This is a genomic window from uncultured Campylobacter sp. (genome assembly GCF_938040115.1).
Lineage (GTDB): Bacteria > Campylobacterota > Campylobacteria > Campylobacterales > Campylobacteraceae > Campylobacter_A.
Map to the genome: position 1 here is coordinate 1 of NZ_CALHXD010000009.1, position 15,666 is coordinate 15,666.

Genomic DNA, 15,666 nt, shown 5'->3' on the forward strand with positions numbered 1-15,666 from the left:
GAGTGGCGAGACGCGGCGCCAGCGCCCGTGCTGATAACCATCGGAAAAACGCCCAGGGTAAACGCGAGCGAGGTCATGACGATCGGGCGGAAGCGAAGCCTTGCCGCATTAACGGCCGCGTCAAATACGCTCTTGCCCGCTAGCCTTTCTTGCATCGCAAATTCGACGATAAGGATCGCGTTTTTAGCCGATAGACCGATGAGAAGCAGTAGTCCGATCTGGAAATAGATATCGTTTGTTAGTCCTCTAGCCCAAACGGCGACTAGCGAGCCGAAAACCGCAAACGGAACGGCCGTGATAACGGCTAGTGGGATTAGCCAGCGCTCATACTGCGCCGCTAGGATCAAAAATACGAAAATCATACCGAAGATAAACGCCGTAGAGCCCGTGCCTTGCGAGCTAACCTCCTGATAGGCCGTGCCCGCCCAGCTGATGGAGTATTCTTCCATATTTAGCGTTTGTTCGACTACCTCTTGTATCGCTTTTATCGCGTCTCCCGACGTGTAGCCCGGTTTTGGGTCGCCTTGGATCTTAGCCGCAGGGAAAAGATTAAATCTATCTACGATATCCGGACCCAAAATTCTAGTTAGAGTTGCGACGGAGTTTAGCGGTATCATCTCGCCGCCTTTTGAGCGGACGTAAATTTTACGTAAGTCTTCGGGATTGTTTCTAAATCGGTCCTCGCCTCTGGCATAGACGCGGTAGGATTTGCCAAAAAGGCTAAAGTCGTTGATATAGTAAGAGCCGAAAGTCGAGCCTATCGCGCTAAAAATTTCGCTCTCGCTCACGCCGAACATCTGGGCTTTTTGCCTATCGACGTCGATTTTAAACTGGCGGTAATTAGTCTCTAGCGTAGAGCGCACGCTGGTTAGATCCGGGCGAGCGTTTGCGGCGGCGACTACTTTTTTTACATCCTCTTCGATCTGGGAGTAGCTTTTGCCGCTTTTATTTTGTAGATACATCTCAAAGCCGCCGGTCATAGATAAACCCATGATAGGCGGGACGTTTACGACAAAGCTCATCGACTCCTTCGAGCCCCAAAGCATACCGTTAAAAGGCCCGGTTAGCGCGTCTGCTTGACTACCCGGCGTTTTTCTCTGGCTCCAATCTTTTAGCTTGATAAAGCTGATGGCAGAGTTTTCTCTAAGCGCGCCCGCAAGCATATCGTATCCGGCAAAACCCATCGTAAATTCGACGTTTGGATTGCTTAGAACCATGTTGCTGATAGTTTTTACCTCTTCTTTGGTTTTTAGCATATTGCTTGACGGCGGTAACGAAGTGATAACCATCAGCACGCCCTTATCTTCGGACGGTACGAGGCCGCTAGGGACTTTTTTAAACAGCTCGAAAGTCGCAAAGCCCATAACGCCTATCAAAATAAGGCTGATTATCACGTGACGAAGTACCTTTGCAACGCCTGCGGTAAAAATTTTCGTACTCCAGTCGAAAAAGTCGTTAAATTTCTGCACGAACCAAAACGGTTTGCTCTCTTGTTTTTTTAGCATAACGCCGCAAAGCGCAGGAGTAAGCGTAAGCGCGACGAAGCCCGAGATACAAACCGAAGTAACCAGAGTGAGCGCGAACTGGCGCTGGATCACGCCGACAAAACCCTCCATAAAAGAAACGGGGATAAAAACGGCCGATAAAACAAGCACGATCGAGATGACCGGGGTTTGTACCTCCTCCATCGCTTTATAGGTCGCTTCTTTGACGGTGATGTCTTTTTCCTCGTGTAAAATTCTCTCCACGTTTTCGATAACGATGATAGCGTCGTCCACGACGATACCGATAGCAAGGATGAGCGCGAAAAGGGTGATTAAATTTATACTAAATCCCATCGCGTACAGTCCGCCAAAGGTGCCGATGATGGACACGGGAACGGCTAGCATCGGGATGATAGTCGCGCGGAAGCTCTTTAAAAACATATACATAACGATGATAACTAAGATCATCGCCTCGATAAAGGTTTTTACGACCTCATGGATAGAGACTTCGATAAATTCGGTCGGGTTATATGCGACCGTGTGTTTAAAGCCCGCAGGGAAATTTTTACTTAGCTCGTCTAGCTTTGCGTTTACCGCTTGTGCCGTGGCTAGGGCGTTAGCGTCGTTTTGCATAAAGATTAGAAGCGGGATGGCGTCTTGGCCGTTTAGCATCGCGTCTGATGCGTAGCTAGCCGCTCCTAGCTCCACGGTCGCTACGTCTTTTAGTTTTAGCACGGCTCCGTCGGCGCTTTTGATGATTATATCGCCAAACTGCGCGGCATTTTTGAGTCGTCCGCCCGTGCGAACGGAGTAAACGTAAGGATTATCCCCATCCGATGGCTGTTCGCCTATTTTACCCGCGGCGTATTGACTATTTTGGATTTTTACTTGGGCGATTACGTCGCTAGGAGTTAGCTTGTAGTAGGCGAGCAAATCGGGCTTTAGCCAAATTCGCATCGAGTACTCTTTGCTACCGATTAGCACGGTATCGCCCACGCCGTTAACCCTTTTGATCTCGTCTGCGATGTTTAAATTTACGTAGTTATATAGCTCGACTAAGTCCATGTTTGAACTCGTAAAGCCGACTACCTCTAGGATCGAGCCGCTACGTTCGCGCACGGTTACGCCCATGTTTTGCACCTCTTGAGGCAGTCTTGAGAGCGCGGCTTGGACGCGGTTGTTTACGTCGATCGTGGCTTGTTTGGCTGAGGTGCCGATTTTAAAATAAACGTTGATATTTAGCGAGCCGCTCGAGCTTGAGGTGCTTTGCATGTAGAGCATATTTTCTACGCCGTTTATCTGATCTTCTATAGCGCTAGCTACGGAGTCTGCGATAGTTTGGGCGTCAGCGCCCGTGTAGGTGGCGCTAACGGAGATTTGAGGCGGGGTTAGTTTCGGATACTCCTCGATAGGAAGCCCCTTTATCGCCATCGCGCCCGCGATAACTATGATGATAGATACGACGGTGGCAAATATCGGGCGGTCAATGAAAAACTTAGAAAACATCACTTGACCTTTTCTTGCTCGGCCTTAGGCTCTAAATTTACGCCCTTGCCAAAGCTTTCGGTTAGATCCTTATCTATCTCTACGGGTGCGCCTACGCGGATTTTTAGGAAGTTATTTAAGATGATTTTATCATTTTCGTTTAGCCCCTGGCTAACGACTGCGGCGTCTTTCGTCTGGTAGGTTACCTTTACGTCTTTTGAGGCTACTTTGCCGTCCTCTACGACTAGTACGTAGGTCTTGACGTCGGTTTGCTGGAGCGCTAGTTGAGGGATTTTAAAGCCGTCTTTTTGATAAAATCCTCCCATCGTCACGTGGCCGAACATTCCCGGTAGCAGCTTGCCCTCGTCGTTGTTAAATTCAGCCTTGGCTAAAACGCTGCCCATGTTCGTATTTACGACGTTATCGATAAAATTTACCTTACCGTCAAATTCGCTAGGGCCTACTTTTAGCACGGCGTCCGAGTTTGTCTGTACCCAGAGGCTGCTTTCTTGCATTTTGACACGGTTTAAGTTATCTACGTCGGAGATATGGAAGTGCGCCTCGATCGGATTGATTTTGGTTAGGCGCACTAGCTGGGTCGTGTTTGCTACGACTAGCGATCCCACGTCTACGAGATTATCGCCCAAGACGCCGTCAAAAGGCGCGGCGATGCTCGTGTAACCTAGATCTATTTTCGCGCTTTTGGCGCTGGCTTTGGCACTTAGTAAATTTGCGTTTGCGATTTCGAGCGCCGAAACGGCCGCGTCGTACTCTTTTTGCGAAACGGCATTTTTCTTATATAAATTTGAGATTCTGTTAAATTCGGTTTGAGCGTTTTTTAAATTTGCGTTTGCTACGCCGATAGCGGCTTCAAGCGCGTCGTAGCTTGCTTGGTATTTTTCCGGATCTATCAAAAACAGCTTATCACCGGCTTTTACGTTGTCGCCGGGCTTGAAAAATTGCTTGATTATTGTGCCGCTTACTTTAGGATAGACGATGACGTCTTGCTGGCTCGTTAGAGTCGCGGCGTAGTCAAAGCTGATCGGTACGTCTGATTTTTTAGCTACGAATACGTCGACCTTTGAGGGCGGCATTTGTCGTTGTTGCCCGGCTGTCGCGGCGTCTTTTTTGTCATTACCGTCAAAACATGCCGTAAAAAGTAGCGATGCTAATAATAAAACCGAGATATTTTTAAAATTTCTCATAAATTTACCTTTTGTTTCGGAGATTATTTTAAATTTAGCGTTTGTAATGTATGTTACAAAACAAGTAGATAATTTTACTATTATTTTCTCGATAAGTCAAATTTAAGTCGTTAAATTTAGCGTTTTTTGATGCCGTGTAAAAATATATTTATGCTCGTTTTTACGTGCTCTTCGCGCTCTTTTTCGTTTAGCGCTATGTCCTCGTTTAGCAAAATCGCATTATAATGATAAGGCTCCCTGACGACCGCGGCAAACGCCTTAGCCGCTACGTAAGGCGAGATGTCGGGATTTAGCTGTTTTTTTATATCTTCGCGCTCGAAAAAATCTATCAAAACTTTATCGAATTTACTTAAAATTTGCTCCAAAAACGCCTTGCCGAGCATGCCGTCGTTTTTTGCGCCCTCGCTCATCATAACTCTTGAAATTAGCGTCGTTTCTTTGTCGCAGATTATGTCGAAAAATATTGCGGCGAATTTGATTAAAAAATCCTCCAATTTATGCGATAAACTGAGATCGATTTTCTCGTCTATCTGCGTTCTAAAGTCGTCAAATCCGCGTTCTACGATGGCGCGAAAAAGACCTTCCTTGTTTTCAAAAAATTTATAAACGCTAGCCAGCGACCCGCCGCTTTTTTTGATTATATCCGTTAGACTCGTGTTTTCATAGCCTTTTTCGAGGAAAATTTCAAGTCCGGCTTGGATGAATTTCTCTTTTCTCTCGGCGCTTCGTTTCGTCGGTTTCGTATTCATTTTTCTAGCCCTCAAATTTCAAAAAAATCTTAAAATATGATTATACTATAAAAAAATAATTTTTTACTCACTTGGATGGGCAAAAATCGTCCGTCTCTTAACATTTATCTTTTCTTTGTTATCCGCTGCGTAGGCGGAGATTTCTATCTTCGTCGTTTGCTCGCCAGTCTTGGCAAATGCCGATTTAGGCGCGCTTAGTACGACTACGATCTTCTTTTTTTCGCCCGCTTTTAGAGGGATTTGATCCCTTGGGCGCTCGATTTTTATCGGCGCTTTAGCTTTGTCCGCGCTAATGTCAAAATAAAACTCATGCGCCTGCGCGTCGGTGTTTTCAAACAAAAACACGTAAGCGTTTTCGATTTCGCCGCTTTTATTTATCTTATACAGCTCACTCGTGCGGTTGATATTTAGCAGCATGCTCTCTTTTTTGGCGCTCATTAGCGTTAGCGCGGTTGCGGCGATAGCGATGATGGCGCAGTAACCGATGGTTTTAAAGCGCAAATACCGCACTTTTTGCTTGGTTTTTAGCGAATTTGAGCTTGTCCAGCTAATTAGACTAGGCAAATTTAGCCCCGACATCGTTTTTGTACAGGCATCCACGCACTCCAGGCAATTTATGCACTCTAGCTGCATGCCTTTTCTGATGTCGATGTGCGTCGGGCAAATTTTCACGCAGGCCTCGCAGCCCGTGCATTCGTTTTGCGGATCGGGCGGTTTTTTCCAGAGTTTGGTTTGCCCGTCGTAAATTTTACCGCCGCGCGTCTCGTCGTATATGACCTGCACGCTGTCGCTATCGATCATCACGGACTGCACTCTGGCGTATGGGCAAACGTAAATGCAAAAGTTTTCGCCCAAAAACGCGACGTCAAATATCAAAAACGCCGCGATAACAAGCCAAGCTCCGAGTAAAATTTTATGTTCGGCGGGATTTGAAATTTGAGCGAAAAAGTCCTGCGGCGGGACAAAAAACCAGAGAAAATTCGCCGCTGCGATAAAGGCCAAAACGCTCCAGATCGCGACAGCTAGCGCGTTTTTGACGCCGCCCTCAGCCTGCGTTTGTTTATTTGAGACACTCTTGCGGATTTTTAAAATTTTAGTTTGTATAAGGTCGCGGTAAATCACGCGAAATATCGTCTGCGGACAGCTCCAGCCGCACCAGACGCGGCCGCCTAAATTCGTCATAAAAAATATAAAAATAAAAAAAATGATGAGCACGAAAGGCATCAAAAACAGCTCTTGGACGTTAAATTTGGCAAAAAACAGATGCAGCTCGCTGCGCTCAAAGCTTAATAGGAAAAATTGATTTCCGCCGATAGTTATAAAAGGCAAAACAAGCGCGGTACAGGTTATCAAGATGTAGGCTATATAGCGTTTGCTAGCAAATTTGAAATAATTTTTATACTCTTCTTTGGTCATTATTTTTCCTAATTGCAAAATAGCGAGATTATAAGATTAATGCCTTAATCGCGTATTAAAATCCTTAATTACATATTTTCTCTAATCCGCATTTTTGACGGCTGGCAAAGCTTAAATTTATCAAATTTAAACTATAATCGCCGTCTATTTTAATTGAAAGGTGGTGAGGACGTTGCCTGGTATTAAGGTACATCCTAACGAGTCTTTTGACGAAGCTTACAGAAAGTTCAAAAAGCAAACCGACAGGAACCTTGTCGTGACTGAAGTTCGCGCAAGACGCTTTTTCGAGCCTATGACCGAGATCCGCAAAAAACAAAAAATCGCGGCTCGCAAGAAAATGCTTAAACGTCTATATATGCTTAGACGCTACGAGTCAAAGCTCTAACCAAAAGGGTCGCTTCGGCGGCCTTTTCTTTTTTCAAACACCCGTTTAACTCGCATCAAAGCCAAAATTTGCCATAATCTACGCCAAATTTAACGATCAAAGGAAAAATATGTCCAAAGTGCCCGTGAGCGAGGCCGCGGAAATCTTAGGCGTAACCAAGGAAGCCGTCTACAACCGCATTCGTCGCGGAACGCTAAAGACCTTTGAAAAAGACGGCGTAAAATACGTGGTTTTAGAAGGCTACGAGCCCCAAACCGCACCCAAATCAGCGCCCAAAACTTCGAAATCCGCTAAAAGCTCGGAGTCAAAAAAAGTGGCGAAAGCCGGCGAATTTGACGTGAATCAATTTCTACTCTCGCAAATTAGCGAACTAAAAGAACAAAATCAAAATTTGCAAGCCGATAAAGAGAGGCTTTTTCGCGAAAAAGAGCAAATTTTGCTAAACAATAAAACCGAAATAGCTCAAATTTACCGCGAAAGAGACGAGAAACTAAGAGGATTTTTAAGTATGCTCGAGCGTCCGCTGCTAGCTCGCCAAAACGGCGAATACGTAGCCCCCATCGACGTAGAATTTGTCGAGAGTAAACCTGAGAATGAGGGCAAATGGACGAGCTTGGCCGAGTTTTTAAAATCGCAAAATTTAAGCGGCAAGAGTCTTAAAAAAACGCAAAATAAAATCATAAAAAACATCGGAAAATCAAAATTTATCAAATTTAAAAAAGGCGTGATAATGGTAAAAAGCAAGAAAATTTCAAAGGAGCTAGATAAAAAATGAGAGTTTTTAAAGGCATAAAAAAAGTAGCCAGCTATGCTGCTGTGGGCGGCTTTGGCGCGGTCGTGATAGCAGGGCTGGTTGGCTGCGGCAGCAACGATAACGGAGGAGAAAGTAGCGCGCTAAACGAAGCGGCGCAAAAAACGGGAGCGTTCGTCATCATCGAGGAGACTGCGCCGGGAAAATATAAAGTCCTAGAGGAGTACCCAAGCAGCGAAACGCGCGTCGTGCTAAAGGATATCAACGGCACCGAGCGCGTGCTGAGCAAAGAGGAGATGGACAAGCTAATCGCCGAGGAAAACGCTAAAATCGACGCCGGAACGTCGAATTTAACCGGCTCAAACACTCAAAACGCGCAACTTTCAAGCGGCGGTATGAGCCTTGGCGAGACGCTTCTAGCCTCGGCTGCGGGCGCGATCATCGGTAGCTGGATCGGCAACAAGCTATTTAACAACCCGGGCTATCAGTCGCAGCGCCAAAGCGCGTATAAAAACCCAAGCGCGTATTCAAGGAGCGTCGATAGCTTTAACAAAGCCAAAGCCACGAGCTCGGCAGGTAAGCCTAGCGGCGGAAAAAGCGGATTTTTCGGCGGATCAAGTAGCTCAAGCTCGAGCTCAAGTTCAAGTTCAAGTTTTGGAGGTTAATCATGATAAATTTAAAAAAAATCAGCCCGCTAAATAACGAATTTTTAAGCGAAATCGGCTTTACGTGGCATACGGATCCAGACGGCAGCGACTACGTAGCAGACGAGCTAGTAGAGGTGAGCGAGGCGCAGGCCGAGGCCTACTATAATGCCGCAAACGAGCTATACGATATGTTCGTCGCAGCCGCCCAACACGTCATCGACAACAACCTCTACCACGAGGTCGGCATCCCGTTTAACCTCGTGGATCTTGTGCGCGAAAGCTGGGAAAACGACGTGCACTGGCACCTCTACGGTAGATTTGATTTAGCCGGCGGGCTGGATGGCAAGCCGATAAAACTGATCGAATTTAACGCCGACACTCCGACGGCCGTGTTTGAGACGGCGATCATCCAGTGGGCGGCGCTCAAATTTAACCGCATGGACGAGAGCGCGCAGTTTAACGACCTTTATGACGCGCTAAAACAAAATTTCAAACGCCTAGTGACGCTAGATGAGGAGACGGAGAGCTTTAACGAGCACTATGAGGGCTGGAAAATTTTATTTAGCTCTGTGGCTGGCAGCAGCGAGGATGAGCAGACCGTGAAGCTACTGCAGTACATCGCCGAGGAGGCGGGCTTTCACACGGCGTTTGCTTACGCCCACGAGGTCGTATTTAACGACGAGGAGGGCGTGTTTTTTGACGGCGAAAACTACGAGTATTGGTTTAAGCTCGTGCCGTGGGAGGACATCGCCGTAGAGGAAGGCGAGCTAGCCATCATCCTAAAAAACATCGTCCAAAATCAAAAAGCCATCATCCTAAATCCCGCATACACGCTGCTTTTCCAAAGCAAAGGCATCTTGAAAATTTTATGGGACCTATATCCGAATCACCCGCTCTTGCTGCAAGCTAGCGACAAGCCGATCGCGGGCAAAAAATGCGTGAAAAAGCCGGTTTTCGGCCGAGAGGGCGCAAACGTGAGCGTGATTGAGGCCGACGGCAGCATTAGCTCGCAAAACGGCGGCGACTACGGTCAAAATCGCGCGATCTATCAGGAATTTTACGAATTTAACAAAGACGCCGCCAATAATAGCTACCAAGCGGGCGTGTTTTTCGCCTACGAGGCGTGCGCGCTGGGATATCGCAGGGGCGGCGAAATTTTAGATAACTACTCCAAATTTGTGGGGCATTTTATCAAATAAGGACGCAAAATGAAAATAGTATGCCTCGATGCCGCGACGCTTGGAAGCGACGTAAATTTGGACATTTTTAAGCAGTTTGGAGAGTTTGTTAGCTTTGAGACGACCGCCGCAAACGAGCGCGTAGAGCGACTAAAAGGCGCGGATGTCGTCATCACGAACAAAGTCGTCATCGACAAAGCCGTGATGGACGCGTCAAATTTAAAGCTGATCTGCATCAGCGCGACAGGCATGAACAACGTCGATCTCGCGCACGCCGCAGCAAAAGGCATCGCGGTAAAAAACGTCGCGGGCTACTCGACGGCCAGCGTCGTGCAGCATACGTTTGCTTGCCTTTTTGCGCTGACTAATCGCATCAAATTTTACGATAACTACGCGCAAAGCGGCGAGTGGGCAAAGAGCGAAATTTTTACGAATCTAGACCGTAGTATCGGCGAGATCGCGGGCAAGAGCTTTGGCGTCATCGGCCTTGGCGAGATCGGAAGAGGCGTGGCGCGCATCGCGGCGGCATTTGGTGCGAATGTGAGCTACTACTCCACTAGCGGCGTAAACGCAAACGCCGAGTTTAAAAGGCTAAATTTAGACGAGCTTCTAAGCGGCTGCGACATCGTGAGTATCCACGCTGGGCTAAATGAAAAAACGCGAAATTTGATCGGCGAGCGGGAGCTAAATTTGATGAAAGAGGGTGCCTTGCTCATGAACTTCGGACGTGGCGGCATCGTGGATGAAAACGCCGTAGCTCGCGCGATAGATGGGCGAAACCTGCGATTTGCCTCGGATGTGCTAGAGACCGAACCCATGCGCGCAGATCATCCGCTGCTTCGTATCAAAAACAAGGAAAATTTGATACTCACTCCGCACGTAGCGTGGGCGAGTTTTGAGGCTAGAGAGCGGCTCGTAGCGATGATCGCGGAAAATATAAAAGAATTTTTGAAAGGATAAAAATGGCAACTGAGCATAGTTTTGATATAAGCGCGGCGGTCGATATGATGGAGGTCAAAAATGCGCTGGAGACGGCGAAAAAAGAGATCGCAGCGAGATATGATTTCAAGGGGCTTGCGGCTGAAGTGGAGCTAAACGAAAAGGAAAAAATCATCACGCTTCTTAGCTCTAGCGACAACAAAATCGACGCGCTAAAAGACATCGTCATCTCAAAGCTCATCAAGCGAAACATCCCGCCCGTAGCCGTCACCGAGAGCAAACGCGAGAGCGCTAGCGGTGGAAATATCAAGGCGACGCTAAAGCTAAACGACACCCTAGATAGCGAAAACGCGAAGAAAATCACCAAAGCGATCAAAGACGCAAAGCTAAAAGTAACTGCGGCGATCCGAGGCGAAGAGGTGCGCGTAAGCGGCAAAAGCATCGATGATCTGCAGGAGTGCATAAGACTCGTGAAGGGGCTAAATTTGGAGCTACCGATTAGTTTTAAAAATTTGAAGTAAATTTAATGGATAATTTTAAAAAGTTAATCCAAGAAAAAAATAGCGCCATAAAGGAGTACGGCGATTTTATCAAAACGCTTAAAAATAAAGAGTGCGACAAGGATGTCTTGGGACTAATCGGTCTGTTAAAAGATAGACTGGCTAAATTTGAAAACCTTAGCTGCGATAACTATTCGCAAACGGCTGCGGATATAGACGAGCTAAACGACAGAATTTATCGCCAGGTAAATTTGCTTGCGAATTTGGATAAATTAAGCCGCGATTCGGACGTTTATAAAAAATACAACGAAGTATATAATCAAAAGCGTATCAAGCTTTTCGTCTCGGAGCAAATTCGCCGCGTGAAAAAATACTATCAGGTTCTAATCGCGTTTTTGGGGCTGATTCCGTTTATAATATATTTTATCTTTTGGCAAAATATCGGATTTTTCTCGGTAGCCGGTAGCGAAAGCATCTTTTCGTTACTTAGCGCGCTAGCGATATCGGGTTTTGGTTTATTTATTATTTTATATATATTTCCCGCTTTGCATTTAGTTTTGATCGTTTCTGACGATGGCGACGAAAAAAACGAAAAGCCTTTTTACGCGATTTATCTGATGGCCACGCTTGTGGGTATAGCATTTATAGGCGCCGGATATTTTTTCCCGGCTGCGGCAGATTTAAACTATTATTTTGCGGCGTTTATAGCGCCGATAGTCGTATCTTGCCTACTTTGCAGCTTTAAAAACGGTAAATTCGACATTCCTCTTTTGCTTTTTATGATATCGCACGGATTTTTATCCTTTGCGACTCCGTTTATGGTGGCTCTGTTTGCCTACGTCCGCGTAAGCGAGGATGGGTTTACTACCGCTTTTTTAGTGCTTTTTATGGCATTTTTTGCCGTTTTGTTTAGGGCGTTGATAACATCTAAGGATATAGATTATTTTAAGATAATTTTTGGTCTTTGATAATCATAAATTTAGTCATCGTCGCGGTTATGAGCGGTAAAATCGTCCAAGTAGCCGATCTGGGAAATATAAACTACAAAATGCTATCGCTCAAAAAAGACGCCTTAAATGCTTTGCCAAAAAGCGTTTGCCAAAATAATCAAAACGGCTGTATCGGCGCGGGAGCGAAGGACGGCTGCTACGCAAAACAAAAGGCGCAAATCGTCTCGTACAATAAACAAAAGGCCGAGCTAGCCGTAAAAGACGGCAACGAGACGTATATTTTTAGCGGAGTAAACGACGAGATAAAATTTATAGACGCTAACGGCAAAGATATAGGCGTTGCGTCTAGCGATGAGGTCGTTTTTGAAAACTCGGTTTTAACGTACGATAAAAACGGCAATCGTAGCGGCCCGCTCAAGGCAAGCGCGATAAATCTCTCTCCCGTCTGCAAAACGTACGCTTGGAAGCGAGACGACTCCGTAGAGCTCTACAACGTCAAAGTCCTATCGGCTCTGGGTAAATTTTACTATCTGCAGACTAAAAGCGGCGAGAAATTCGAGCTGGACTCAAGCCTGATAATCTCAAAGCAAAAGGCGGGCGATATGCGCTAAACTCGGTAAATAATATAAACCAGATATCTAGCCGCGGCTACCCACAACCGCTATGCTAAATCCTAAGCAAGCTGTAACTTGGCGGCGAATTTTGCGCAAAGCAAACAAATATCAAGGATATGCAGGTAGATTTTTGCTTCAAAATACGGGCTGAAATTTTAAATTTTACGCCCTATTTTGATAAAACTTCGGCAAATTCAGCCCTTTTCAAGGCGAGATTAATAAAATTTTAGATATCCTTACGAACATAAATTTGGATTTACGGGAGAAAATTAATTATGGGTTTTAAGAATATTATAGAAAGATTTTCGATTAATTATGCCCATAATACCATGCAAAAATCTCTTTATAACGGCCTAAATATCGACATCTTAGATAAAAAATACGTAAAAACGCCGCGCGAAAATACAGAGTATATGCTTTACGCTCACGTGCCGTTTTGCCACACGTTTTGTCCGTATTGCTCGTTTCACAAGTATCATTACGAGCAGGAGCTTGCGAAAATTTACTTTGAAAATTTGCGTGAGGAGATGAGGCAGATAAAAGAGGCCGGCTTTGATTTTAGCTCGCTTTACGTGGGCGGCGGCACGACGCTGATTAACGAACCCGAGCTTGAAAAGACGCTAAAACTCGCCAAAGATCTCTTTAGCATCGAAGATATCTCGGCCGAGAGCGATCCAAACCACATCTCGCCAGAAAGCCTCAGCCGTTTTGACGGGCTTATCGACCGCTTAAGCGTAGGCGTGCAAAGCTTTGATAACGAGACACTAAAAAGAGTCGGCAGATATGAGAAATTTGGCTCGGCTGAAGAGACAAAAAGAAAGCTCGAGCAGGCTCTGGGCAAGATCCCGGTCATCAGCCTGGATCTCATCTTTAACCTGCCAAATCAAACAAAAGAGCAGCTCATAAACGACATAAACGTCGCAAAATCGATCTCTCCGCAGCAGATCACTTTCTATCCACTCATGAAATCGGAGCTAACGAGAGAGAACATCGCTCGCTCGCTGGGCGTCTCAAACGTCGATAACGAGCGCGAATTTTACGAGATAATCGTGAGCAAATTTGCTAAAAGCGACTACAGACAAAGCAACGCTTGGGCATTTTCAAATGAAAAAAGCGCAGACCTTCGCGACGAATACGTGGGCTCAAATTTAGAGTATGTTGGTGTGGGCAGCGGTGCTTTTAGCTTTCTTGACGGCGAGCTAGTTATAAACGCCTTTAACCTACTTGACTACGGCAGAAAGATCAAAGACAGGCAAAGCCCGGTCATCGCAAAATGCGCATTTAGCAAAAAAGAGAGACTAAAATATACATTTTTAACAAGGCTTTTTGATGGTGCGGTCGATATCAAAGCCTACAACGAGCAAAATGACGCAAACATCAACAAAGATCTATTCGTCGAGCTTAGCTTGCTAAAGCTAGTGAATGCGATCTACGAAGAAAACGGCGTAATAAAGCCGACGTTTTTTGGCAAGTACATCTGCGTCGTGCTCATGCGTGATTTCTACGCTGGCATGGACAAGGTGCGCGCGATATTTAAAAACGACGCGAAGATCAAACGCAGCAAAATTTTGCGCATAATGAGCGAAGACACCGAGCAAAAATTTGATCAAAACATCATTCAGCCGCGAGCCGCTATGTAAATTTGACGCGATTTTGCCGTCAAATTTATCTCTCCTGCGAACCGCTTTAAATTTATCGTGAAAATAACCCGCCACCCAAGCTTGTTTAAATTTAATTTATGCTAAATTTCGCCCCGAAAGCGACCTTGCGGGCGCAAATTTTACCAAAGGCGAAGCGGTGGATACGGATAAATTTTTAAGCGAAATTTGGGGCACTCTTAAGCTATTTTTAGACCCCAAGACGCAAATTCCCGCAGACGAGCGAAGCCTCGCCGTTTTACTCGCGGCGGATGCGGAGAATTTCGATAGATTTATGGCGCTAAAGGAGTTTAGAGATATCCTTTACGCGCTTGGGCTAAAGGCCGATATATACAGCCTGCAGTGCGCTCAGCTAGGCGCGATAAACGCTCTAAAATCCGCAAAAATCTCAAAATCAAAACTCCTGGCCGCCTTAGAAATCCTGCAAACCGAAAATATAATCTCCGCCGCGCATTTTAAGCGGCTTGCGGCGTTTTTGCGCTCTCTTAGCGCAGATTTGCCTGCAGGGAACGAACAAGAGGGCGCAAATTTTAAAAAATCAGACGTCTTTCATCAAAAAATAGACGCGCTAAACGATATCTGCGAGCGAATTTTGTCACTAAACCCGGGCGCGCACGTCGCAAACGCGGCAGCAAAAGCGAGGCAAAAAGCGCACGAGCTAGAGTTTAACGTCGCGGTCACGGGCGTCATAAACGCGGGCAAATCAACCCTGCTAAACGCGCTACTGGGCAAGAAAATTCTGGGCGCCTCAAATGTGCCGGAAACCGTAAATTTGACCGTGCTAAAGTATGCACCCGAGCCTTTTGCGAAGGTAAATTTTTGGAGCAAGACGGAGCTAAAAGAGCTTGGCATAGCAAAAGATCAATATGACGATATAGCCCAAATTTACGGCGAAACAGGCGTCAAATTTGAGGGCGATCCGAGCGAAACGGCGCAAAATTTAACCGCCAAATTTGACACGGAGGGCGAATCAAAAGCCGCATTTAAAAGCTCTAGCGCGGATCAAATTTGCTCCGATCAGCCCGCTAGCAAAACCGTAAAAACAGACGAGATCAAGCTCTACACCTCGGCGGACTCCAAATACGCTAAATTTGTAAAAAGCGTCGATCTCTACGAAAATTTGGAGCTTTTAAAGGACAACGTGCGCATCATCGATACGCCGGGCATCGACGACGCGGTGGCTGCGCGCGAGGAGCTGGTGCGGAGATTTATGCAGGAGTGCGACCTGATGGTGCACCTGATGAACGTCTCGCAAAGCGCCACGCAAAAGGATCTGGACTTCATCGTCGCAAGCTTGCAAAACTCGCATGCCGTAAAGCTCGCCGTGTTGCTAACTCACGCGGACGTGCTAAAAGAAGGCGAGCTAAACGAGGTCGCCGCCTACGCCAAAAAGAGCGTCGAGGAGCGCACGCGGGAGCTGGGTATCGGGGCGGAGTTTTTCGCCGTGAGCGCCAAAAGCTACTTTGAGGGCGGACAAAACAGCGGCGTCGAGGAGTTTAAGCAGTATCTTTACGAGACGCTTTTTGGGCCTAGTAGCCAAAAATCTCGCCTTGGTATCGAGGCCTATAAAAAGGAGCTTGGCCGCGTCTGTGCGCAGTTTGCGGCGGATACGCAAAGCGAGATTTTAAAGCTAACGGGCTCAAATTTGAGCTTGTCGCAAAGGCTCGCCGAGCTAAACGAGCAAAAAGCCGCGCTAGCTAGCCGA

At 46.4% G+C, this 15,666-nt stretch carries 14 protein-coding genes; 10 read left to right on the forward strand and 4 right to left on the reverse strand.

Annotation, left to right across the window (positions count from 1 at the left end; translation table 11 throughout):
• The 4 genes from Q0314_RS00345 to ccoG all read right to left on the reverse strand — a co-directional run.
• Positions 1-2,990, reverse strand: a 2,990-nt coding sequence (locus Q0314_RS00345) for a multidrug efflux RND transporter permease subunit (protein WP_298055235.1), incomplete at its 3' end; no start/stop codon positions are given.
• A complete protein-coding gene (locus Q0314_RS00350; protein WP_298055240.1) occupies positions 2,990-4,174 on the reverse strand; it encodes an efflux RND transporter periplasmic adaptor subunit in 1,185 nt (394 codons plus the stop codon). The genes Q0314_RS00350 and Q0314_RS00345, both read right to left, overlap by 1 nt.
• A 116-nt stretch (positions 4,175-4,290) precedes the next feature.
• Positions 4,291-4,923, reverse strand: coding sequence for a TetR/AcrR family transcriptional regulator (locus Q0314_RS00355; RefSeq protein ID WP_298055243.1), 633 nt, complete (start codon positions 4,921-4,923; stop codon positions 4,291-4,293).
• 63 nt (positions 4,924-4,986) lie between these two features.
• Positions 4,987-6,339, reverse strand: coding sequence for a cytochrome c oxidase accessory protein CcoG (gene ccoG / locus Q0314_RS00360; RefSeq protein ID WP_298055245.1), 1,353 nt, complete (start codon positions 6,337-6,339; stop codon positions 4,987-4,989).
• Between the two features lie 172 nt (positions 6,340-6,511).
• Between ccoG and rpsU the strand changes: the two genes are divergently transcribed.
• From rpsU to Q0314_RS00410, 10 genes are all read left to right on the forward strand, one after another.
• Entirely contained in the window at positions 6,512-6,724 is a 213-nt protein-coding gene (rpsU, locus tag Q0314_RS00365) for a 30S ribosomal protein S21 (protein WP_002951513.1), read from the forward strand.
• 109 nt (positions 6,725-6,833) lie between these two features.
• The gene (locus Q0314_RS00370) at positions 6,834-7,499 is read left to right on the forward strand and encodes a DNA-binding protein (protein WP_298055248.1); all 666 of its coding nucleotides are present in this window, start codon (positions 6,834-6,836) and stop codon (positions 7,497-7,499) included.
• Entirely contained in the window at positions 7,496-8,140 is a 645-nt protein-coding gene (locus tag Q0314_RS00375; RefSeq protein ID WP_298055251.1) for a UPF0323 family lipoprotein, read from the forward strand. The genes Q0314_RS00370 and Q0314_RS00375 overlap by 4 nt, the downstream gene beginning before the upstream one ends.
• 2 nt (positions 8,141-8,142) lie before the next feature.
• A complete protein-coding gene (locus Q0314_RS00380; RefSeq protein ID WP_298055260.1) occupies positions 8,143-9,321 on the forward strand; it encodes a glutathionylspermidine synthase family protein in 1,179 nt (392 codons plus the stop codon).
• Between the two features lie 9 nt (positions 9,322-9,330).
• The gene (locus Q0314_RS00385) at positions 9,331-10,260 is read left to right on the forward strand and encodes a D-2-hydroxyacid dehydrogenase (protein ID WP_298055262.1); all 930 of its coding nucleotides are present in this window, start codon (positions 9,331-9,333) and stop codon (positions 10,258-10,260) included.
• 2 nt (positions 10,261-10,262) lie between these two features.
• A complete protein-coding gene (locus tag Q0314_RS00390; protein ID WP_122872912.1) occupies positions 10,263-10,760 on the forward strand; it encodes a YajQ family cyclic di-GMP-binding protein in 498 nt (165 codons plus the stop codon).
• A gap of 5 nt (positions 10,761-10,765) precedes the next feature.
• Positions 10,766-11,707 (forward strand): hypothetical protein, encoded by a 942-nt coding sequence (locus Q0314_RS00395; RefSeq protein WP_298055264.1) that lies wholly within the window; start codon positions 10,766-10,768, stop codon positions 11,705-11,707.
• Positions 11,704-12,300 (forward strand): hypothetical protein, encoded by a 597-nt coding sequence (locus tag Q0314_RS00400; protein WP_298055267.1) that lies wholly within the window; start codon positions 11,704-11,706, stop codon positions 12,298-12,300. The genes Q0314_RS00395 and Q0314_RS00400 overlap by 4 nt, the downstream gene beginning before the upstream one ends.
• Positions 12,301-12,578: 278 nt before the next feature.
• The gene (locus Q0314_RS00405; RefSeq protein ID WP_298055270.1) at positions 12,579-13,943 is read left to right on the forward strand and encodes a coproporphyrinogen III oxidase family protein; all 1,365 of its coding nucleotides are present in this window, start codon (positions 12,579-12,581) and stop codon (positions 13,941-13,943) included.
• 157 nt (positions 13,944-14,100) lie between these two features.
• The coding region (locus Q0314_RS00410) for a dynamin family protein (RefSeq protein ID WP_298055271.1) at positions 14,101-15,666 on the forward strand (1,566 nt) is incomplete at its 3' end.

What these genes read in the sequence shown, in the direction of transcription:
- Q0314_RS00350 (WP_298055240.1), bottom strand. Translation starts at nt 4,174, where the DNA reads ATGAGAAATTTTAAAAATATCTCGGTTTTATTATTAGCATCGCTACTT.
- Q0314_RS00355 (WP_298055243.1), bottom strand. Translation starts at nt 4,923, where the DNA reads ATGAATACGAAACCGACGAAACGAAGCGCCGAGAGAAAAGAGAAATTC.
- ccoG (WP_298055245.1), bottom strand. Translation starts at nt 6,339, where the DNA reads ATGACCAAAGAAGAGTATAAAAATTATTTCAAATTTGCTAGCAAACGC.
- Q0314_RS00370 (WP_298055248.1), top strand. Translation starts at nt 6,834, where the DNA reads ATGTCCAAAGTGCCCGTGAGCGAGGCCGCGGAAATCTTAGGCGTAACC.
- Q0314_RS00375 (WP_298055251.1), top strand. Translation starts at nt 7,496, where the DNA reads ATGAGAGTTTTTAAAGGCATAAAAAAAGTAGCCAGCTATGCTGCTGTG.
- Q0314_RS00380 (WP_298055260.1), top strand. Translation starts at nt 8,143, where the DNA reads ATGATAAATTTAAAAAAAATCAGCCCGCTAAATAACGAATTTTTAAGC.
- Q0314_RS00385 (WP_298055262.1), top strand. Translation starts at nt 9,331, where the DNA reads ATGAAAATAGTATGCCTCGATGCCGCGACGCTTGGAAGCGACGTAAAT.
- Q0314_RS00390 (WP_122872912.1), top strand. Translation starts at nt 10,263, where the DNA reads ATGGCAACTGAGCATAGTTTTGATATAAGCGCGGCGGTCGATATGATG.
- Q0314_RS00395 (WP_298055264.1), top strand. Translation starts at nt 10,766, where the DNA reads ATGGATAATTTTAAAAAGTTAATCCAAGAAAAAAATAGCGCCATAAAG.
- Q0314_RS00405 (WP_298055270.1), top strand. Translation starts at nt 12,579, where the DNA reads ATGGGTTTTAAGAATATTATAGAAAGATTTTCGATTAATTATGCCCAT.